Annotated in this window: 19 protein-coding genes; 14 read left to right on the forward strand and 5 right to left on the reverse strand. The window is 53.9% G+C overall.

Going from position 1 to position 21,183, the window contains the following annotated elements:
• Positions 1 to 34 precede the first annotated feature (34 nt).
• Both HALTITAN_RS17630 and HALTITAN_RS17635 read left to right on the forward strand, forming a co-directional pair.
• The gene (locus tag HALTITAN_RS17630) at positions 35 to 1,987 is read left to right on the forward strand and encodes a methyl-accepting chemotaxis protein (RefSeq protein ID WP_009287895.1); all 1,953 of its coding nucleotides are present in this window, start codon (positions 35 to 37) and stop codon (positions 1,985 to 1,987) included.
• A 199-nt stretch (positions 1,988 to 2,186) separates the two neighbouring features.
• Positions 2,187 to 3,992, forward strand: coding sequence for a putative bifunctional diguanylate cyclase/phosphodiesterase (locus tag HALTITAN_RS17635; protein WP_009287896.1), 1,806 nt, complete (start codon positions 2,187 to 2,189; stop codon positions 3,990 to 3,992).
• On the opposite strand, the gene HALTITAN_RS17640 is transcribed toward HALTITAN_RS17635, so the two are convergent.
• Positions 3,989 to 4,630, reverse strand: coding sequence for a putative metalloprotease CJM1_0395 family protein (locus HALTITAN_RS17640; protein ID WP_009287897.1), 642 nt, complete (start codon positions 4,628 to 4,630; stop codon positions 3,989 to 3,991). The two genes, HALTITAN_RS17635 and HALTITAN_RS17640, sit on opposite strands and share 4 nt — an antisense overlap.
• A 135-nt stretch (positions 4,631 to 4,765) precedes the next feature.
• Between HALTITAN_RS17640 and HALTITAN_RS17645 the strand changes: the two genes are divergently transcribed.
• The 5 genes from HALTITAN_RS17645 (at position 4,766) to HALTITAN_RS17665 (ending at position 8,785) form a co-directional block, all read left to right on the forward strand.
• The gene (locus tag HALTITAN_RS17645) at positions 4,766 to 4,993 is read left to right on the forward strand and encodes a DUF2835 family protein (protein ID WP_022520746.1); all 228 of its coding nucleotides are present in this window, start codon (positions 4,766 to 4,768) and stop codon (positions 4,991 to 4,993) included.
• A gap of 7 nt (positions 4,994 to 5,000) precedes the next feature.
• Positions 5,001 to 5,408 (forward strand): hypothetical protein, encoded by a 408-nt coding sequence (locus HALTITAN_RS17650; protein ID WP_022520745.1) that lies wholly within the window; start codon positions 5,001 to 5,003, stop codon positions 5,406 to 5,408.
• Positions 5,409 to 5,535: 127 nt separating this feature from the next.
• Positions 5,536 to 6,111, forward strand: a complete 576-nt coding sequence (locus HALTITAN_RS17655; RefSeq protein ID WP_009287898.1) for an antibiotic biosynthesis monooxygenase — start codon at positions 5,536 to 5,538, stop codon at positions 6,109 to 6,111.
• 154 nt (positions 6,112 to 6,265) lie between these two features.
• Positions 6,266 to 6,937: a glutathione S-transferase gene (locus HALTITAN_RS17660; RefSeq protein WP_027958206.1), complete on the forward strand. Its 672-nt coding sequence runs from the start codon at positions 6,266 to 6,268 to the stop codon at positions 6,935 to 6,937.
• Between the two features lie 9 nt (positions 6,938 to 6,946).
• Positions 6,947 to 8,785 carry a putative bifunctional diguanylate cyclase/phosphodiesterase gene (locus HALTITAN_RS17665; RefSeq protein WP_009287899.1) on the forward strand — a complete coding sequence of 613 codons (1,839 nt, stop codon included), beginning with the start codon at positions 6,947 to 6,949 and terminating at the stop codon, positions 8,783 to 8,785.
• Between the two features lie 94 nt (positions 8,786 to 8,879).
• Here the strand turns inward: HALTITAN_RS17665 and nhaD are convergent, their stop codons facing one another.
• Positions 8,880 to 10,358 (reverse strand): sodium:proton antiporter NhaD, encoded by a 1,479-nt coding sequence (gene nhaD, locus HALTITAN_RS17670; protein ID WP_009287900.1) that lies wholly within the window; start codon positions 10,356 to 10,358, stop codon positions 8,880 to 8,882.
• 450 nt (positions 10,359 to 10,808) lie between these two features.
• On the opposite strand from nhaD, the gene HALTITAN_RS17675 reads away from it, so the two are divergent.
• Both HALTITAN_RS17675 and HALTITAN_RS17680 read left to right on the forward strand, forming a co-directional pair.
• A complete protein-coding gene (locus HALTITAN_RS17675) occupies positions 10,809 to 11,786 on the forward strand; it encodes a TAXI family TRAP transporter solute-binding subunit (protein ID WP_039859972.1) in 978 nt (325 codons plus the stop codon).
• 89 nt (positions 11,787 to 11,875) lie between these two features.
• Entirely contained in the window at positions 11,876 to 13,675 is a 1,800-nt protein-coding gene (locus tag HALTITAN_RS17680) for a TRAP transporter permease (RefSeq protein WP_009287902.1), read from the forward strand.
• Positions 13,676 to 13,684: 9 nt separating this feature from the next.
• On the opposite strand, the gene HALTITAN_RS17685 is transcribed toward HALTITAN_RS17680, so the two are convergent.
• Positions 13,685 to 14,242 carry a hypothetical protein gene (locus HALTITAN_RS17685; RefSeq protein WP_009287903.1) on the reverse strand — a complete coding sequence of 186 codons (558 nt, stop codon included), beginning with the start codon at positions 14,240 to 14,242 and terminating at the stop codon, positions 13,685 to 13,687.
• Between the two features lie 86 nt (positions 14,243 to 14,328).
• Complete coding sequence (locus HALTITAN_RS17690) at positions 14,329 to 15,285, reverse strand: calcium/sodium antiporter (RefSeq protein WP_009287904.1); 957 nt, start codon at positions 15,283 to 15,285, stop codon at positions 14,329 to 14,331.
• 369 nt (positions 15,286 to 15,654) lie between these two features.
• On the opposite strand from HALTITAN_RS17690, the gene HALTITAN_RS17695 reads away from it, so the two are divergent.
• The 3 genes from HALTITAN_RS17695 (at position 15,655) to HALTITAN_RS17705 (ending at position 17,405) form a co-directional block, all read left to right on the forward strand.
• The gene (locus tag HALTITAN_RS17695; RefSeq protein ID WP_007111857.1) at positions 15,655 to 15,861 is read left to right on the forward strand and encodes a cold-shock protein; all 207 of its coding nucleotides are present in this window, start codon (positions 15,655 to 15,657) and stop codon (positions 15,859 to 15,861) included.
• 267 nt (positions 15,862 to 16,128) lie between these two features.
• Positions 16,129 to 16,848, forward strand: coding sequence for a metal-binding protein ZinT (locus HALTITAN_RS17700; protein ID WP_039859975.1), 720 nt, complete (start codon positions 16,129 to 16,131; stop codon positions 16,846 to 16,848).
• 158 nt (positions 16,849 to 17,006) lie between these two features.
• Positions 17,007 to 17,405, forward strand: a complete 399-nt coding sequence (locus HALTITAN_RS17705) for a lysozyme inhibitor LprI family protein (RefSeq protein WP_027958212.1) — start codon at positions 17,007 to 17,009, stop codon at positions 17,403 to 17,405.
• Between the two features lie 48 nt (positions 17,406 to 17,453).
• On the opposite strand, the gene HALTITAN_RS17710 is transcribed toward HALTITAN_RS17705, so the two are convergent.
• Positions 17,454 to 18,260, reverse strand: coding sequence for a LuxR family transcriptional regulator (locus tag HALTITAN_RS17710; protein ID WP_223828037.1), 807 nt, complete (start codon positions 18,258 to 18,260; stop codon positions 17,454 to 17,456).
• Positions 18,261 to 18,520: 260 nt separating this feature from the next.
• Here HALTITAN_RS17710 and HALTITAN_RS17715 point away from each other — a divergent pair, with 260 nt between their 5' ends.
• A complete protein-coding gene (locus HALTITAN_RS17715; protein WP_039859977.1) occupies positions 18,521 to 19,897 on the forward strand; it encodes an APC family permease in 1,377 nt (458 codons plus the stop codon).
• 13 nt (positions 19,898 to 19,910) lie between these two features.
• Positions 19,911 to 20,798 carry a carbon-nitrogen hydrolase family protein gene (locus HALTITAN_RS17720; RefSeq protein ID WP_009287906.1) on the forward strand — a complete coding sequence of 296 codons (888 nt, stop codon included), beginning with the start codon at positions 19,911 to 19,913 and terminating at the stop codon, positions 20,796 to 20,798.
• Positions 20,799 to 21,183: the final 385 nt, after the last annotated feature.

Raw genomic sequence — 21,183 nt, forward strand, 5'->3', positions numbered from 1 at the left:
CTCCCCAACGACGCTATCTGTTTGAGGCTAAGCTATGAAAACTATCGTTAACCGCATGTCGATGCGGTTTAAATTTGTCTGTGTATTGCTGCTTCCCTTGCTTGCCCTGGCTTGGTTTGCTGCGCGAGGCATTATGGAACGGCGCGAGACGGTGCAGGAGTTTGATCGTCTTCACGCCTTGACCCAACTGGCCCAGCGTGCCGGTGACGCCGTGCACCAAATGCAGCTTGAACGGGGCATGACCGCTGGCTTTCTGGGCAGCGAAGGTAATGCCTTTGGCGATCAGCTTAATCAGCAGCGTCCCAACACCGACGCCGCTGTCCAGGCTTTCCAAGCTCAGCGTGATGCCTTGGATCCAGCGCTGTTAACACCTGCTGTCCAGCAACGACTCAACGAAATCGACGCCCAGTGGCAGCGCCAGGCAGCCTTACGCAAGCGTGTCGATGGCCTTGATATGGCGATGGGTGATGCGTTAAGCCACTACACTGGCATCAACGGTCAACTAATGGCCTTTGTGGGTACGTTGTCGCATCTAACCAGCGAAGGGGGTATTGCTCGCCAGCTAAGTGCCTACTACCAACTGCTGGAAGCCAAAGATTTAGCGGGGATTGAGCGGGCTCTGCTTTCCAATGCCTTCGCCAGTGACGGCATGCCCGACGCTACGTTACGCCGTTTCTTGTCCTTGCTGGGCGAGGAACAGGCATTCTTGACAAGCTTCCGCCTGTTGGCTGGAGATGAAAGCCGCGACCAGCTTGACCAGGCATTGAGCGGTGCAGAGATCGAGCGTCTCTTGGCTCGGCGCGAATTGGCGATCAGTCAAGCGCAAGCCGGCGGTTATGGTGTCGACCCGGAACAGTGGTTTGAGTGGCAAACGGTGAAAATTGCCCGCCTTAAAGCGTTAGAGGATAGCGTGGCAGATACAGTGGTGGCCCAGACTGTCGCGCTGCGTGAGTCGGCCCAACAGGCACTTTGGCAGTATGCGGTAATTGCGCTCGTGGCCAGCTTGATGGCGATTATCGCTGCCGTATTGATCATACGCGTCATTACCCAATCGCTTAACCAAGCGCTAACCAGTATCGCGACCCGGGGTAGCGATTTAACACAGCGCTTAGTGGTGCCGGGTAGCGATGAGTTATCAAAGCTATATCAGGCGTTTAATGAATCGTCGGAAGTTACCGAAGCGCTGGTCGCTGACGTTAAGCGCAATGCGCAGTCGGTGGCGGTGGCCAGCAATCAAATGGCGCAGGGTAATCAGGATCTTGCCCAGCGAACCGAAGAGCAGTCCGCCTCGCTGGTGCAAACCGCGTCGAGCATGGAGCAGATCACCGCCACGGTGCGCCAGAGTGCTGAGAACGCGCAGCAAGCCCAGCAGATGACCGGTGAGGTGGTTCAAGAGGCAAAAGAAGCCACCGCAGTCGCTTCTCAAACCCAAGCCGCCATGCAGCTTATCCTGCAAGCCAACGAGCAGGTGACTAGCATTGTGGCGACCATCGATAACATCGCTTTCCAAACCAATTTGCTGGCGCTTAATGCCTCGGTTGAAGCGGCGAGAGCCGGTGAGCATGGGCGCGGTTTTGCAGTGGTTGCCGATGAAGTACGCAAATTGGCTAGCCGCAGCGCCCAGGAGGCCAGCCAGATTCGTCAATTGATCGATAATAATGTGACAAAAATTTCAGAAGGCGAAAGCCTGGTGACTACCACCAATGAAACTCTGGGGCGGATTGCTCAACGGGTAGGGCAAATGGCAAGCCTGATGGATGAAATGGCGTCGGCTACCCATGAACAGTCGGCGGGTATTGAGCAAATTAACCGTGCCATGGCCCAGTTAGAGGAGGTGACCCAGCAAAACGCTGCATTGGTTGAGGAAATGGCCGCGGCGAGCCGCTCCCTTGATGATCAGGCCGATGATATGACCCGCAAAGTGAGCGATTACCAAGTGCGCGATACAGCGTTGGCCACCCAGCGTTTAGCCCTCTCTCCCGCGTAGCTTACCTGTCATTATATTGAGCAAACTCTTTAACTAATTACCTCGTCAGCCGATAAGGTACTTTGCAGTGCAAAGTACCTTCGCCGTCATAGGGTGTTATTATGCCTAGCAATACTACTGTCTTCATAATAACGGCTCTATATAACAACGAACCTATATAGCGACGGCTCTATAAAAACGACGAGGAGAGCAAAGACATATGTATGAATCCTTGAATTTATCGAAGGAACAGTCTTTGTCTCAACAGCACTCCCAGCCATCGCCTTCACTGCCCCGCTCGAACGCGATGCCAACGGCATCTGTAAGCCATGCGGCGTCACCCGCTGAATCGGTATTTAGTTACGCCAACGAAGCGATCATTATTACTGATGCGGAAAATCGGGTGGTGGAGGTGAACCCCGCTTTTTGTGAATTAACGGGGATTACGCAGGGCGATGTACAGGGCAAAACACCAGAAGCGTTCAGCATTTTACCGCTGGACGATAGCCGCACCACGCGGTTGATGCGGGAAGAGCTGCAGTTGCGTGACCGTAGCAAAAGCCAGGTGAGCTACCGTAGTCACGATGGCCAGTTTTATCCCGGCATGATGTCGATCAATCGTGTGCGCAATGAGCACGGCGAGATCGATCACCATGTGATTGTGCTCGCAGATCTTTCGGCCATTCCGGCCCATGCCCGCCACCTTAATCGAGAAGTCTACTTTGATGCCCTCACGGGGCTACCCAACCTGCAACTGCTGACGCAGTTGATTCAAGAGTCCATGCAGCATGCAGAAGCCAAGCAGCTCCCCTTGGCGGTGTGTTCGCTGGATATCGACTTCTTCAAAAATATTAATGACCGGCTGGGTCCCACCGTAGGCGATGCGCTGCTGTCTTCTTTTTCACAGCGCATCAGCCATCTGCTGTTTGGCGATGACGTGCTGGCGCGGGTGGGTGGCGATGAGTTCGTGCTGTTACTGCACCACGGTGTCGACGATGACTTTTTCGAGAAGTTGCTGGGCTCCATTCGACAACCGATGATGATTGAGGGCCAGAGTGTTCATCTGACGGCGAGCCTGGGGGTTACGCTCTACCCTAATGACCACGTTCAGGGCGATGTGCTGCTGCGGCATGCCAATCAGGCCATGTATCGTGCCAAACAGCGTGGCCGCGACACGTTCCACCTGTTTGACCCTAACCATGACCGCTTGCTGCAGGTGCGCCATGAGCAGCGCCAGCGTTTTATTGATGCCCTCACTCACAATGAGCTGTGCCTTTACTATCAGCCCCAGGTCGACATGCGCAGTGGCAAAGTGGTCGGTCTAGAGGCGCTGATTCGTTGGCAGCACCCTGAAGATGGGCTGCTGGCACCTGGGCAGTTTTTACCCATCATCGATACCACGCCATTGGAGGTGGATCTTGGCGAGTGGGTCATTGAACGAGCGCTGCGTCAGTTGAGTGAGTGGCAAGTTCAGGGCATCGCGCTGCCGATCAATGTGAATATAAGCCCTACGCATCTGTTAGTGAGTGATTTTAGCCAGCGGCTTGGCGAGTTATTGGCACGCTACCCTGATGTACCGCCCGTAATGCTCAAGCTCGAAGTGCTGGAGAGCGCCGCAATGCACGATATCCAGGCTGCGCTGCAAAATATGGCGCGCTGCCAGTCGCTGGGGGTGAGTTTTGCTATTGATGATTTTGGCACCGGGTTTTCGTCGTTAACCCATCTGCGGCAGTTGCCGGTCAGCCTGATCAAAATTGATCAGAGCTTTGTCCGCGATATGCTCACCGATCAGGATGATATGGCGATTGTAGAAAGCGTCATTTACATGGCTAATCGCTTTAAGCGGCCCATGCTGGCAGAGGGGGTAGAAACCTTAGACCATGCCAAAGCCTTGATGGCGCTAGGCTGCGATTTAGCCCAAGGCTATGGTATTGCGCGGCCTATGCCCGCCGAGGCATTACCTACCTGGTTGGCAAATTGGCCTAGCCGTGAAGAGTGGAGCTCTCTTGCGCTAGCGGACAATTAAGCGGCTTGTTCCTCTGAAGGTTGCTCGTTAGCGGCTGATTCATCAGCAGAAGAAGTTGCCTCGGCGCCGTTGCTGCGGGCTTGCTCCATTTCACTGCGCTGCATGGACGCTTCGAGCTTGGCTTCCAACAAGTACTGACGCGCTTGGGCAGCCACTTGATGATCTTTGGGAGAGGGATCTGCAGGCGCCATGGCTGCGGCGATCACGGTTTGCATTTTTTCGATAGTGGCTTGGGGGTCATTGGGTACCGGGCCATAATCGATCGGTACTTCTCCCGCGACCGCGTAGCGCTTGCCATCGGGGCCAACTTCATACTCGTAGCTGGCGCCGCCTGCATAGGCACCGCCCACGGTTTGGTGCGCCATCTCGTGCTGGCGAACTTCGCGGTCGTTCTGTTTAAGCTGGTCTAGTAGCCGAATCTCATCCGGCGCCATGGGCGTACCGTCAGCCCGTTTGGGGCCAGCCTCGGCACTGCTGCTCTCTTCACTAGCACTAGTCGTTTTTGGGTCGTCGGTAGACGCCGTATCTTCTTCTAGAGCACGGCCTTTAGCGGCTTGCTCAACGCGCGGGGACATTGTATTCGCTGAAGGGTACGTCCCGGCAGCGTGAGAAACAGTGCTAATGGAAGAAACGGCCATAGGTCATTACCGACTAAGTACGAGTTGGGATACCATGAAGTATTAGCGAGCAACGCCGACAGTGCAAGTTTGCGCTGTGCGATGCCAACACTTTTCTGACACGATGCCAGCCTATGCCAAGTCTATCCCTGCCCTATGCAAACCATTGATGTGGTCATTAATCTTAATTATGATGAATGTCTAGCCCATTACGAAGGGCGTATCGCCAACGTGCGAACCCGCAGCGTAGATGGCCGTTGGGTGATATTTCCCGCCGAAGCAATTCGGCGGGTGGTGGGCCGGGACGGTGTGCGCGGTATTTATCGATTAAGTTTTTCTGAGCAGGGCCGATTTATTAGCATTGACCCCTTAACCGGACGTTGAACCGCCTATGCACCGCCATGGAACACCGATCACTTTAAATGACCTCATTTATTCCATTATTCCTAATTTAAACAGTGCTGAAAAGTTAGTTTTCGCTACGTTAGAAAGCTTGATCGAAGCCGCTTCAAATCCTTTGGACATCCTTAAACGCACCGATCAACGCCAAGCGTTTGGTCTGGAAGTTCATCGTATACGCATCAACCTGGAGCACCTGCTCGACCGTTACCGCACCGAGTTAGAGGCTGTGCTGCGTAGCGAAGGTGAGTATACCGGCCCGGTAGTAGAGCCCGACGCCCAAGAGGCCGATGCCATTCGCAGCGCTGTGGATATCTATGTTCATGTATGCGCCTTTCAACGCGGCGAGCGCCCCCACCCTGTGCCTGGGCGCGAATCCATGTCGCGCCAACGGGTATAGCGCATCATTCATCACATGGCATCAACATTGCTTGTATAATGTGCCAATTGGACTTTCAGGGTTATCCCCTTGAAAGCAAACAGCCTGCCTACCCGGCGCTGGCTGTCGACACATTAGGAGATATACCATGTCTGCCTCACCCGTCACGTTGATGGTGGCTCGTCGCGTTGAGCACGGCCGCTACGCCGATTTTAATCGTTGGCTTAATGAAGGGCGCGAACTGGCGGCCGACTTCGCTGGCTACCTCGGTTCTGGCGTACTGTCGCCACCGGCTGATGACGATGAATACCAGATTATATTCCGCTTTAGCAGCAGCGAGACCTTAGCCGCTTGGGAGCACTCCGCTTCACGGCATGCGTGGTTGGCGCGTGGTAAAGGCTTATATGAGGCGCCCCATGAGCACCGGGCCACCGGGTTGGATGCGTGGTTTCAAACCGGCAGCAGTGCACCGCCGCGCTGGAAGCAGGCCGTGGCTGTCTGGCTGGCTTTCTTTCCTATCTCGCTGATCTTTCAGTTTGTGTTCGGCGGCGTATTGGCTGATTGGGCGTTGCTGCCGCGGGTGGTGGTGAGTACCCTAATGCTGACGCCAGTGATGGTATTTGTGTTTATTCCGCTCTCTATGCGTTTACTAGCGCCCTGGCTGCAAGGTAAGTGGTCACCGCTGGATCTGCTGGCGCGTTGGCGCCATGCGCACCGTTTATAACGCACCTAATTAATAAGCATTAATTTTGACGTTGCGTTGATACTAATGCTCCTATGATGATGGGCTTTATGGTACTAAGCTAAATGTGCCATTAGAAAAGGAATACGTGTCGCCAGTGCAATGCTGGCGCGCGACTCAGCCCCACGGAGTGTTTATGATCCACGTTCACCATCTGGAAAAGTCTCGTTCGCATCGCATCCTGTGGCTACTTGAAGCCCTTGAACTGGACTACGAGTTGGTGGTTTACCAACGCGATGGCAAAACCCAGCAAGCGCCAGATTCGCTGAAAAAAATTCACCCGCTGGGTAAATCTCCGGTGATTACCGACGGCGATTTTACCGTGGCCGAATCAGGCGCCATCATAGATTACCTTGTTCAACGCTATGGGCAGGGGCGCTGTCAGCCTCCCATCGGTGATATGAGTGCGTGGGTGGACTACCGCTACTGGTTGCACTATGCCGAAGGGTCACTAATGCCGCTGCTGGTGATGCAGCTTGTGTTTAGTCAAATTCCCAAACAGTCGCCCTGGCTGATTAAGCCACTGGCTAAGGGAATTAGCGATACGGTAAGCAAGCGCTTCTTAGCACCGCAGCTTAAACAGCACCTGAACTTCATAAACCAGCACTTGTTGGCGCAGGGTAATTTTGCCGGGCCGTGGCCCAGTGGTGCTGATATTCAAATGAGTTTCCCGTTACAGGCCATGGCCGCCGTGCAGTCGTTGGAAAAGTATCCTGCCATCGCTGCGTTTGTGTCACGTATTGAAAAAGACGCTGCCTGGCAGCGAGTGGTCGAGCGGGCGGGCCCGCTGACCATGCCTGGCCAGTGAACAGCCACTATGTACTATTTTGCCTCGTCTGCAGCTCTTCCGGCGGAGCTTCTGCGCAGCATTGACAGCTACTTGGGGCGATGGGGCATCGCCTTGCTGCTTGTGTTCCTTCTTTTGGCGCTGCTGGGCAACCTGTTGCTCAAGCGGCGCATGCAGCATAACCGGGCGTTACTGCAATCCAATAAAGAGATGCTGGCGACTATTCTGGATAGCGTCGATGCCTTTATCTATATCAAATCCCCAAGCTTGGAGTATCAATACGTTAATCGTCGCATGAGCGATCTATTTGGCCTGCCTGCCGACAAAATTATCGGTAAGCGCGATGCGGCGTTTTTTGATGCCGGGAGCGCTGCGGAAATCAACCAGGTTGATCGCAACGTATTAGATTCGGGGAAAAAAGTAACGGTAGAAGAGAGCAACGTTTTGCGGGGTGAAAGCCAGGTAAGAACGTTCTTATCGATTAAAATGCCGCTTTCCATGTCCCCAGGCGCACCTCCCTCCCTGTGCGGTATTTCGACCGAGCTGACTGACTACCTCGAAATGCAGTCACGCACCCACTACCTAGCCTTCTATGACTCGCTAACCGGGCTGCCCAATCGGCGGCTACTGATGGACTCCTTAACGGCTACCATTGATCATGATGAGTGGACTATATTTTTCAGTGCGGTACTGGTGATCGACCTGGATAATTTTCGCTTAGTGAATGATATTCAGGGCCATGAGAGTGGTGACCAGCTTTTGGTCAGCGTGGCTGAACAGCTACGCCAGCGGCTTGATGAAGAGGTAACGCTAGCCCGCTTCAGTAGCGATGAGTTTGTGGTGCTGATCAAGAACCTGGGCGAGGAACAAAAAGACGCCGCACTAAAAGCCGAGCGTGTGGGGCGGCAACTGCTGGAAGTCATTGCGCAATTAAGAAGCAGTCACTCGTTACCAATCAGTGCCAGCATTGGCATTTCGCTGTTTACGGGAGCTGGCGAGTACAGTATGGATAGCGTGCTGCAACAGGCAGATATGGCGTTGCAGCAGGCGAAAAGCGCGGGCGGCAATACGCTGCGCTTTTTTAACAACGAAATGCAGACCAGCGTATTGGAACGGGCCAGTTTAGAAGCCGATTTGCATCAGGCGCTCAAGCGCAACGAGCTGGCGCTGCATTACCAAGTGCAGGTCGACCATCAGGGCGTGACTACCGGCGTTGAAGCGCTGCTGCGGTGGTATCATCCTCAGCGTGGCTGGGTATCCCCCGCAACGTTTATCCCGCTTGCGGAAGAGAATCGGTTGATTGTGCCGATCGGTTACTGGGTGCTGCGGTCAGCTTGCGAGCAGCTAGCGAAATGGTCTCATCAACCGGCCTATGCGCCGTTAAGTATTTCCGTCAACGTGAGTTCAGTGCAGTTTCAGCAGCCGGAGTTTGTACGTGATGTTGAAGAGCTATTAGCAGAAACCCTGGCGCCGCCGAACCGCTTGGTGCTTGAAGTCACCGAGAGCCTGTTGATGCACGAGCCGGTGAGGGTGCGTAGCACGATGTTGAAACTGCGTGCTAGGGGGATTCGCTTTGCGTTGGATGACTTTGGTACCGGTTACTCATCGCTGAGTTACCTGAAGCGCTTACCGCTGGATGAATTGAAAATTGACCAATCGTTTATTCGCGAGCTGCTGACCGATAAGACAGACGCAGCGATTGTCGATACCACGATTCTACTTGCGGTAAGTTTAGGCTTAACCGTGGTCGCGGAAGGAGTGGAGAAAAAAGAGCAGTTCGATTGGCTAAGAGGCCACGGCTGTTACCGCTATCAGGGCTATCTATTTGGCCGCCCGACACCCATTGAGTATCTTTTCGAAAGCTATTAAACGGCTATACCAAAACCCCTTTCCAGCACGCTGAAAAGGGGTAAAGAGATACAAGGAAAAGAAATAGTGCCATCTATTTCTCTTTTGATCGGGCTTAGCTGAAGAGCGTAAAGCTCTCAGCGTTGAGCCACATATGCACCAGAATACTGGCGATGTAGCCGAGCAGAATAACCGGCGACCAGCGCAAGTGGCCCATAAAAGTATAGGAACCCCTTGCCTGACCCATAACCGCCACACCGGCCGCGGAGCCTATCGATAGTAGGCTGCCCCCGACGCCAGCGGTTAAGGTAATCAGTAGCCACTGGCCATGGGACATATCAGGCTCCATGGTCAGCACCGCAAACATCACGGGGATGTTGTCCACCACAGCAGAAACAACGCCTAATACAATGTTGGCCGCGGTGGCGTTCCAGCCGGTATACAGCGCTTCTGAAAGCAAGCCGAGATAGCCCATAAAACCCAGCCCGCCAACGCACATAACGACGCCGTAGAAGAACAGCAATGTATCCCACTCGGCCCGCGCTACGCGGTTGAAGACGTCAAACGGCACCACGCTACCCAACTGCTCCAGCTTGCGGTTGTCCCCTTGCCGGCTATAACGCTCGCGCTTGCGCTCCAGCGAACGCGGCAGGCTGCGGCGCAGGTAGTAACCAAAGAACTGCAAGTAGCCCAGGCCGGTCATCATGCCCAACACCGGCGGTAGGTGGAGCACAACGTGACACAGTACGGCGGTCACGATCGTCAATAAAAACAGTAGCACAATGCGCCGGGCGCCACGCTTCATCCACACATCTTCATAAACACTTGCGGGCTTTTCATCCTTGATAAACAGGCTCATGATAGAGGCAGGAATCAGGAAGTTGACCAGGGCGGGGAAGAACAGAATAAAGAACTCCTGGAACTCCACCATGCCCGCTTGCCATACCATTAGAGTGGTGATATCGCCAAAGGGACTAAACGCACCCCCCGCGTTGGCGGCCACCACGATATTGATACAGGCCAGGTTGATATAGCGCTGGTTGCCTTCGGCCACCTTGGTCACCACCGCGCACATCAAGAGTGCGGTGGTAAGGTTGTCGGCAATGGGGGATAACACAAAGGCGAGACCGCCGGTCAGCCAAAAAAGGGTTCGGTAGTTAAAGCCTTTACGCAGCATCCAGGAACGCAATGCATCGAAGACCCGACGCTCTTCCATGGCATTGATATAGGTCATGGCCACCAGCAAGAACAGCATCAGCTCGGTGAACTCCAACAGCGTGACGCGGAAAGCGTACTCAGACGCGTCCGACATGCCGTTTTGGACATACACCCAGCCGATGAGGCTCCAGATGATACCGGCTGCCACCAACACCGGTTTAGACTTGCGCATATGGATCTTTTCTTCCGCCATGACTAATGCATACGCCAGGACGAAAATCGCAACAGCAAAAAAGCCAACGGTAGAGGTGGTTAGATCTAGTTCACCGGTCACTGCAAATGCACTGGGACTTACGCCTAATAGTAAGGCCGCTAACAAAAAAAGCCAGCGACGATATAATCGAGGCTGGCAAGAGGGTTGGCACAACGTAGGCATGTGACGTTCTTCCTCATGGTTAAGTTGTCAGGAGTGGTATAAAAGCGGCCTCATTTTATCAGTCTATATTGCGCCGCAATACCTTATTAAAACGAACGGAAGTAGTTCTTCTTAAGGTAATAGCATCTTTTTTTAGGAAATTAATCTTTTAGGTAATGGTAAATCGTGCAGTAATAGTTTTATAAAAAAGTTAATAGCGGTTTAAGAATTATACTATTGACGCATAGCATTGTTGAAAAAGATTCAGAATTTATATCTTTTTAAGCTAATATTAGATGTCAATAAAACACCCTGGAGGGCATGGGGAGGGCGACCGCGGAGAGTGCCTGTCCGAGGGCAGTCGTGCTATTTTAATGCGCACCACGCTCTCAGCTTGGTCATATAACAACTGGGTAAGATAAAAACGAGGCCGATTAGAAGTGGCCGCTGGATACGTTGAGGAATATAACGATGCGCAATCCCTTTCGCTCCCTACACCGCACGCTTTTCGTCTCGGCTACTACGTTAGTGCTGACAGGTGCCGCCTTCTCCGCCCACGCAGAAACGCGTGTGACCTATAAATCGGCTTCAGCGGGTACCGCCTATTATCAAATGGGCGTAGAACTCTCAGAAGCGATTCGCCAGGGAACCGATGACGCTATCATCCTTACCCTGGAAGAAAGCCAGGGTTCGGTACAGAACGTGATGGAAGTCATGGCTCGCCAGGGCAACTATGTATTTACCACGCCGCCCGCGTTAGTCGATCAGGCCATGGGTGGGGAGGGTGCCTTTGCCGAGCGTCAGAATCCGCGTTTTCAAGAGATCCGGGGGTTGTTCCCGATCCCCTCTATCACCATGCACTTTGTATTAGCCGGTGATGATGGCGTAACCGATATTTCCACGCTGGAAGGCAAGCACCTATTGATTGGTCGAGGCACCTTTGGCGCCCGTGAAGCGGCTCGTTACCTGGAACTGTTTGGTCTGGAAGAGAGCGTGAAAATTGCCGATGCAGCGATGGGCAGCGGCCCCGATGCGCTTAAAAATGGCCAGATTGATGGCTTTGTGACCGCCAGTTCCTTTCCCTCACCCAATGTGATTGAGACAGCTGCCAGCATGCCAGTGACCTTGGTTAGCCTGACTGATCAACAAATCGAGCAAACGGGAGCGCCACGCCAAACGATCCCCGGCGGCACTTATCCCGGCGTGGATAAAGACGTTGAAACCACATCGCTACCGGTGATCGCCTACACCACAACGTATATGGACGATGACACCGCCTACACGCTGACCAAAACGTTTTGGGAGCGCCGCGACGCCATGGCCGAAGAGGCGGCGTGGTGGAGCAGTATTAGCCCTGGTATGTTGGAAAACATGACCGGCACGCTTCACCCAGGCGCGCTGCGTTACTACGAGGAAGCGGGTGTCGAGGTACCTGACGCGCTGCGCTAGTCGTTTTCTTCCATTATCCATCTTCTTGCTGCCACGGTGCTTGCGCTGTGGCAGTCCTGTATTGATGCAGTATTGATAGGCAGTGTGGCATGCGTGTTTTTACCTCTTCACAGGCGTCGACCCCTGAGGATGATCGCTCAGTAGCGCCTGGCTGGATGGCGTTAGGCGCGGTCAGTGTAATATTCCATCTTGGCTTGATTTTTTATGGTTTAACGCCTGCGCTGGTCAGCCGGCCGTTGCATATGGCGCTGCTGTTGCCATGGGTACTGATTTATATGGCCAATACACCAGCGCAGCGAGTCAGCGGCTGGCTGCTGACGGTATTGGGTGTTGTTGCCTGTGGCTATATTGCGTTTAACGAAGCTGCGCTAGCCAACCAGTACGGCTTTATTGATACCCACCTACAGATGGGGATTGGCCTGTTTTTGATTGCTCTAGCGCTTGAAGCGGCGCGCCGAGCCATCGGTTGGCCTCTGCCGCTGGTTGCCTTGCTGGCGTTGATGTATGGCGCCTTCGGTCAATATATTCCAGGCGCTTTTGGTCACCCTGGGCTGCCGCTGGCCAGTATGGTGGGTACGCTCACGATTGCCGAAGGTGGATTATGGGGTTCGCTGACGGGGGTAAGCGTCAGTGTGGTGGCGATTTTTGTGATTTTCGGCGCGGTGCTCAATGCGGGAGAGGCGGGCCAGGGCTTTATGAACCTAGCCAGTGCGGTGGCGGGGCGGCTCACCGGTGGGGCCGCTAAAGTGGCGGTGATTTCGTCGGCGCTGATGGGCTCTATCTCCGGCTCGGCGTCTGCCAACGTCGCTTCCACTGGGGCAGTTACCATTCCCTCCATGGTGCGCCTGCGTTACCCGCGTTCGCTGGCGGGTGCGGTGGAAGCCGTTGCCTCCTCCGGCGGGCAAATTATGCCGCCGCTGATGGGCGCCGGGGCATTCGTGATGGTGGAACTGACGGGCACGCCCTATACCCAGATCATGGCCGCGGCGATGCTTCCAGCGGTGCTGTACTTTTTGACGGTCTGGGTGGGTATTAATGCCTATGCGACCCGGCATGATCTAAAGCCCGTGGCCGAAAGCGAGCGACCCAACGCGAAAGAGGTGCTGATTACCTCGCTGTTTTTTGCCATCCCCTTCGTGCTGCTGTTAGAGCGCATCTTTAATGGCGGTTTTACCCCTCAGTACGCCGCCAGTGTTGCGATTTTCGCGGGCATTGCGCTGCTCTTCTTTAACGTGACGCTGCGCTTTTCGCTCCCCGGCTTTGCCACCCGTTTATCCGACGCAGTGGTCACCGCTGGGCGTCAGATTGCCGTCATTGGTTCCATTATTCTATGTGCCTCGCTGGTGGTCGGCGTGCTGTCGTTGACAGGGTTGGGCGTCAAGATCACCTCGGGCATTCTATCGCTCTCCAACGACATGCTCTGGCCAGCCTTGCTACTAACGGCGCTCGCCTGCTTGATTTTAGGCATGGAGGTGCCCACCACCGCCGCCTATGTGATTTGTGTCTCTGTCGCCGGGCCTGCCCTGACCTCGCTAGGTTTGGAACCGCTTCTGGCGCACCTTTTTGTCTTTTGGTACGCGCTGCTCTCGACGATCACGCCGCCGGTGTGTGGCGGCGTGTTCATTGCTGCGGGCATGGTGGGGGAGAACTGGCTAAAAGTCGCATTCAAAGCCATGGCGTTAGGAATAGGGCTGTATATTATTCCTCTAGCCATGGTGGCCAACCCAGAGATGATCCAACTGGCCTTCAATCCTTCCGGCGCCTTGTTGTATGCGCTAAAAGTGGCGATTGGTTTAGGGGCGATCTCTTACGGGGTGATTGCACGAAAAGCACTTTGGCAGCGGAGCGCGTTGGCCGTGGGAGGGATTATCCTGATCTTTGTGGTTTAGCCCGGTTGTTTAAACGTCAGCGTCTAACCGTAGCGGCGAAGAGGCTGCTAGTGGAGTGGTGGCAAATATTACCCAGGTATCCAGCGCAGGCCCCAGTGATTGCACCAAACGCAGTTGCTCGGGGGCTTGGCCTAGCACCTCTTCAGCGCAAATGCCCGCCTCAAAACGTCCCGCAAGAAGCCCTTCTGCCACCGCCACTGTGGTGGGGGCGTCTATGATCTCTGTATAGGCCGTTAAGTCGGTGTAGTAGCGGGTCGCTGGTTGTAGCGCTACTTGGGTGGGGCGAACAGAGTCGCGCTGGGCAATCAGCGCCAGCGGCTTGCTGCCCGCTATAAAGGTGTCTACGGGATAGGCTCGATGCATATAGCGGCCCACGCAGTCGCTATGCGTTGCATGGGCGGTGCACTGTAGAACGTGGCTCACATGACCCGCGAGGAGCGCCTGAAAGGCCGCTTCAAACTGGCTAAACAGAGTCACGCTGCCTTCGCCTGAGCAACGCATTCTGAGATAGCGCTTGGCAATCAGTTCATGGTTATTGCCACTAGGCCCCAAGGTTGCAATGTGCACAGTGACGTTTCTCCACGATAAACAATCAAGTCATTGAGCCAAAAACGATGGGTTTTTGGCTCAGCGCAATCAATGATTAGGCCATCTCAAAAAATCGTAAAGCTTAACGCTATATAAGCGGCATAGCCTGCAAGCAGTGCGGCTCCCTCCCAGCGAGACAGGCGCATACCGGTATACAAAAACAGCACCAGTATGCCAGCAGCTCCCAGCATTACCCACTGGTCAAACAGGGCCACGCGTGGCGCAAGGGGCAGCGGCTGTAAAAACGCGGAGATACCCAGGATGCCTAACAGGTTGAAAATATTGCTACCCAGAATATTCCCGATGGCAACATCCGCATGACGTCGTAACGCAGCAACCACCGACACGGCCATCTCCGGCAGTGAGGTACCAACGGCGACGATGGTTAAACCGATGACTGCTTCGGAAATGCCCATGGCCTGGGCCAACCCAATGGCGCCATATAAGAGTAGCTGTGACCCGCCAATCAGCATGCCCAAGCCAATCACTAACGCTACGACGATCATCCAGCCTGTAGTGGGTAGTTTGGTCATCTCCTCCGCTTCTGAAGCGTGCATTTCCGCCGCGGGAATGTGCTGACGGCTTTCACTTAAGTAGGCCCAAACAAGATAGCCGACCAGGCCCGCTATAAAAATTGCTGCATCGATGCGACCCAGTGCGCCGCCGAAGGAGAGTCCAATAAACAGCAGGCTGGCCAATACCACGACCAGCCCATCCCGGCGCAGTGCTAAAGGCTGAACCACCATTGGGCAAATAACCGCGCATAGGCCTAGAATCAATAAGATATTGCCGATATTGCTGCCCACGATGTTGCCAACCGCAATGTCAGGCTGCTGGTTAATCGCGGCATCAATCGAGACGACAAGTTCAGGGGCCGAGGTGCCAAAACCAACCACCACCAACCCTGTTAACAGTGGCGAGACGCCGACTCTTCGCGCACCCGCCACCGCGCCGCGGATAAGCGACTCCCCTCCAAGTGTCAAAAGGGCGATACCCGCCAATAAACTAAGTCCGTATAGCATGTTGAAACCTCTTCCAGAATGCTCACCAGGCCGCGAATGAAGCGGGTTTTAGCGAGCAAGCAAAGCGCGCCAGGCGGTCGGATTAGTAGTGCCTGGCTCATTGGCAAGATTAAGGCTATTTTTGCGAATTTGCGCGGTTTTTAAACGGCTATAAGAGGCAGAACAACAAATTAAAAAGCACAAAGGCTTTGACCTGCGACTGCCCACGTGGCAGGATGTCGGCAGTTAGTAAGTTAGCAAGCAAGCATGGTTCCAGAAACATTCGAATTCTTTCGGTAGTCTGTAATTGTATTCCTTGTTCTACTCACTATTTATCTGGGTAATACCAGGATTTCTACAATTCGCGACTTGCGAAAAGGATTTAATATCATGGCAACTGGCACAGTTAAGTGGTTCAACGATTCTAAAGGTTTCGGTTTCATTGCTCCTTCTGACGGCAGCGATGACGTTTTTGCTCATTTTTCTGAAATTCAGTCTGATGGCTTCAAAACTCTGCCTGAAGGCGCTAACGTCTCTTTTGACGTTACCCAAGGTCAGAAAGGCCTTCAAGCTTCAAACATTAAGCTGCTTTCTTAATCCTAGCGATTATTTAAGTTCTCGAATCGTTTAGATTCGATGATCGGGCCCCGCTTAGGCGGGGCCCGATGCGTTTGTGCCTGCCAAAAAATATTTTCCATTAAGCACAGCTGCGCCTGTTATTAGATCAGCAAAAGCTCTGCGATCAATCCCTTAGCTTTATAGGTGTTTATTCGCGTAATGTAAAAAACGAGCTTGATTGGTTGGTATGTTATATTGTATCTTTTTTGGCGACTTGTTTCACGAGCAGCCAAAGGAAAACTGAATATGACACCATTGCCACTTAAGGCCGCCAGCGCGCTTGTATTGAGTGCACTGATACTAACGGGCGTTCAAGGCGTTAGCGCCAGCGATCATGACCATGAGCATGATCACGACCATACTCATAACGACCACGACCACGACCACGACCACGACCACGACCACGACCACGACCACGACCACGACCACGATAGCGATATCTATTCGGGCTATTTTGATGACGACCAGGTTGAGGATCGCACGCTATCTGACTGGGAGGGTGATTGGCAGTCCGTTTATCCCTACCTACAAGATGGCACCCTTGACGAAGTGTTTGCGCATAAAGCAGACAATGGTGACAAGTCCGCCGAAGAGTATAAAGCGTATTACGATACCGGTTATCAAACGGATGTAGAGCGTATCGTTATTGATGGAAGCGACGTCACTTTCTTTGAAAATGGCCAAGAGCGCACGGGTGAATACCAATACGATGGCTATGAAATTTTAACTTACCAAGCCGGTAACCGGGGTGTGCGGTTCATCTACGCGCTTGAAGAAGCATCCGATGATCTACCCCAATACATCCAATTTAGTGACCACAGTATTTACCCCACCGATGCGCATCACTTCCATCTCTATTGGGGCGATGACCGTGAGGCGCTGTTAGAAGAAGTTACCAACTGGCCGACTTATTACCCATACGAGTTGAGCGGTGAAGAGATTGTCGAAGAAATGATTGCGCACTAGCGGTTACCGCCTAAGCGAAAAACATCTTTTGATGTGTACCTAGAAAGCGCTGGCCGAGATGCCAGCGCTTTGCTTTATTAGTACAGGGTAAATACAGCTTCGTGGACATGTTCTAACTTTTTCCGGTTCGGATTTAACCAGCATCAAGAGGTGTCACTATGCGCTTATCGTCTCTCTTTCTGAGTGTCGGGTTTTTGCTATCAAATAGCTTTGCTACCGCGGATGATTCGTGTGCTAGCGCCAATACGCAAACCGAGCTAAACCAGTGCACGGCGCAGGCCTATCAAGCGGCGGATGACGAGCTCAACGCGGTTTACCAAACCGTTGTTAGCCGTCTGGAGGACAATTCAGCGTCACTCGAAAAGCTCAGAGCGGCGCAGCGGGCGTGGATCGGCTTTCGTGATGCTGAGTGCGCGTTTGAAAGTAGTGCTGTGGAAGGCGGTAGCGCCCAACCCATGGTGCGTAACGGCTGTCTGGAAACGCTGACAGCGGAACGTACCGAGCAACTGCGTGAGCATGCTAGTTGTGAAGAGGGCGATCTCAGCTGCTCTCGGTAAACGGCGGTCAAGCGCTAGAATGCAAACCGTTGCCCCGAGGTAAAGGTGTCATCCGTGCTCGGTCAGCCGAGCGAACAGCGGCATAAGCAGCGCGAACAGCTCCGCCTGGGAGGAGATGCAGCACTTGGCGTAGAGTTGGCGGCGGAAGACCTTAACTGTCTGAAGGCTGACGCCCAGGTGTAGGCTGATCGATAGGGATGAGTGGCCTCTTAGAATAAACAGCGCCACCTCTGCCTGGCGCGGGCTTAGCCGGATGCTGTGTTGCTGATTCAGCGTCTCTCTCAGACGTTCCTCTAAAGGGGCTGGTGCCGCTTTCATCACATCGTCAGAGCGGTAATCTTGCCAGTGTTTTTTCAGCAACGAGCTGAGGGTTAACTCGTACTGTTGCAGAACCTCAAGCTCACGCCTGTTAAAGGGCTTACCACTGGAACGATCCCTACCGAAACAAGCGGTTATCGTATCACTCTCAGTGATATTGGCGAAAACCGCTACCTCGTCTAGTAGTGTGGTCTGCTGGTAGTAATTCTTATAGTAATGCGTGCGTCGAAAGTGATCGGGCGCTATATCCCTCAATCGGCGTATACCCTGAACACCGCCTCTGAGGTGCTCGCGGTAAAACGGATCCAGCAGGTAATCTCCCCCTAGATATTGGCTATCCATCGGTAGATAAACGACAGGGTCGGTGTATTCCCGATAGAGCACCGCTGGCCGGTGTTCGCCGTGATAAGCGATGATGATCAAGTTATCGAATGCCGCTAGACGTTTCACCAATGTGGAGAAGTGTTGAGGCAACGCAGGGGTCGCCAACGCCATGAGGGTATTGGCCAGTACTTCGTCAATTTCGCTATGAGTCACCAATTCCACATCCGCAGGCCCATACCACGCTGGGGTTATATACGATCCGATGAGCTGCCAATACCGTTCTAGATAGGTTGGCTACTAGGCATCTCAGTCTAGCTGGACAGCTGCAACGCTAGCAACTGAGGGTTATTAGCCGATCATTAACGGTAGCAAGCTGGTCTAGCCTCGGCGGCTGGCTTGATAAACCACCTCTTCGTTTTGTGCCGACTCAGCGATTGCCCGCTGTCGGTTCCAACGTTTCCTGGAGATGGATCATGACGGATAACAATATCAAACTGGAAAGAACCCTATCCCTAAAAGCCGTGGTGTTGTTTGGCCTTGCCTACATGACGCCATTGATCGTGCTGGGCACTTTCGGTGTGATTGCCAGCACTAGCAATGGCGCCGTACCCACTGCTTACCTCATCACTACCGTCGCCATGCTATTCACGGCATACAGCTACGGCATTATGGCGCGTACTTATCCGGTAGCCGGGTCTGCCTATACTTACGCACGCAGAGCCATCGACTCGCGTGTTGGCTTTATGGTGGGGTGGAGCGTGCTGCTGGACTATTTCTTCCTGCCCATGGTGATCTGGTTGATCGGTGCTGCTTACTTGAACGCGCGTTTTCCTGAAGTGCCGAGCTGGATATTCCTGCTCGGCTTCATCGGTATCACCACCTTCTTGAATATCTACGGCATCAAGCTTGCTTCCAAAGTGAATTCGTTGCTGATGGTCTTCCAAATACTGGTGATCGCGTTCTTCGTACTGCTTTCAATTCGTCACGTATTTGCGACCGGTGGCACTGATTCGCTTTTTAGCCTGGGGCCGTTCTTGGGTGAAGAGGCTGGTTTCACCGCGATTGCCGCGGGCGCAGCGGTGGCCGCTTACTCTTTCCTTGGTTTCGATGCCGTTACCACGCTGACCGAGGAGACCATCGAGCCAAAGCGTAATATTCCCAGAGCCATCATGCTGACTGCACTGATCGGTGGCGGTATCTACGTGCTGGTAGGTTACACAACTCAACTGGTTCACCCAGGTGGCAGTTTCGTAAATGCCGACTCCGCTGCCTTTGAAATTGCCACGACCATCGGTGCGGATCTCTTCGGGGCTATCTTTCTGGCCGGTATGGTGCTTGCCCAATTCACGTCTGGCCTAGCCGCCCAAGCGAGTGCCTCTCGGCTGCTGTTTGCCATGGGGCGGGACGCGGTACTGCCGCCTAAGCTGTTCGGTGCGCTGCACTCGCGTTTCCATACGCCTGTATTCAATATTGTGTTAACGGGTGCCATTGGCATCATCGCTTTGTTTCTCGATGTATTATCTGCCGCCTCGTTCATCAACTTCGGTGCCTTCATCGCCTTTACGATGGTTAACCTGTCAGTGATCTTTTTGGTGAGCAAAGATGCCGATGCAAAGCGCCAGTATGGTGTGATTAGAGGGATGCTGGTGCCGCTCATCGGTGCCCTGGTTAACCTTTGGCTGATGAGTAAGCTGGATATCAACGCCTTTATTCTTGGGCTGATCTGGCTTTCCATTGGTCTCGCCCAGCTGGCCTACCTTACTCGATTCTTCCGTCGCGAACCGCCGGAAGTGGCCTTTGATGAATCCGAGCCCGAGTCAGCGCCCACCTCAGTAAAAGCGACCCTTTAAACGGAGATCTACCATGTCCAGAAATTTGCCTGTCCTTGTGGTGCAGGAGGCCTCGCGGCCGCACGGCATTGACTCCGAACTGCTGGACTTCGAGGCCGAGCTGGCGGTACACCTGAGTGACTTCGGTGCTGATTTTGAACAGCCAAGGATGGTGGTTTATCCGGAGCTTCATCTATGCGGTGCCACCGGTACGCCTCAGCAGCGCAGGGAGCAACTGGAAGCTGCTGCTGAACCGATCGATGGCCCCCGTGACCAGCACTTATCACGTATCGCCCGCAACCTGGGAGTATGGCTGCTGCCCGGCACAGTATGCGAGCGGGGAGAGGACGGGCATCTGTACAACACCGCGCCGGTGTATTCGCCCGAAGGTGAGCGAGTGGCCGCCTACCGTAAGTGTTTCCCCTGGCGGCCTTACGAGCCCTATCAGCCGGGAGATCGCTTTGAAGTGTTCGAAGTGCCGGGCATAGGCCGGGTCGGCCTGGCCATCTGCTACGACATCTGGTTTCCCGAGATGGTGCGTCAACTGGCGTGGCTGGGGGCGGAGGTGATCATCAACCAAGTGGCCACCACCACCTGCGACCGCGCTCAGGAGCAAATCCTTGTGCAGGCCAATGCTATTTTCAACCAGGTGTATATGGTGAGCGCTAATTCAGCCGCGCCTGCGGGGGAAGGTCAGAGTCTGATCGTCGACCCCGAAGGCCGCATCCGCGCGAGGATGTCCGGCGCTACCCCAGGCATTCTTACTGATGTACTCAACCTGGAGGAGGTTGAGCGGGTGCGTACCTTCGGCACTGCAGGCTTGAACCGCATGTGGTCTCAGTTCCGAGACGATGACCTAGTGCTGGAATTACCCATGTATGAAGGCCGCATTGATCCACGTAAGTGGAGGGGAAAGCGGTAAGCAGCCGACCACCAATCTCTCCAACCCCGCGTTATCCCCATCCCGTGCAACTATGCCATCACCCAGGTGATGGCTATTGCCTGCAATCAGTTAATTGCTGAGATAGCTGAGCAGCTAACCCGCCCAGCGTTAACGTTACTTCTTCCCGCATCTGCGTCTGAATATCCCAACCCGTTTGCGTCCTCGCAAGGGCAACGAATGGGCGCGGATATCGCGTTTACTGAGAGCTTTTTTTATCCCTAGCAGCTCCTGCTTAACTGACAGCGTCGGCGTTGAAAGCCGAAACTTAAGATCATCAGCTGTCCTAAGCACACTGTGCTAATCTGGATTGGGTAGGTGGATCAGTTAAAGCAGTAAGACAGGTAACCGCCCAAGGCGGAGGTGC

It is taken from the genome of Vreelandella titanicae BH1, assembly GCF_000336575.1.
GTDB classification, from domain to species: domain Bacteria; phylum Pseudomonadota; class Gammaproteobacteria; order Pseudomonadales; family Halomonadaceae; genus Vreelandella; species Vreelandella titanicae.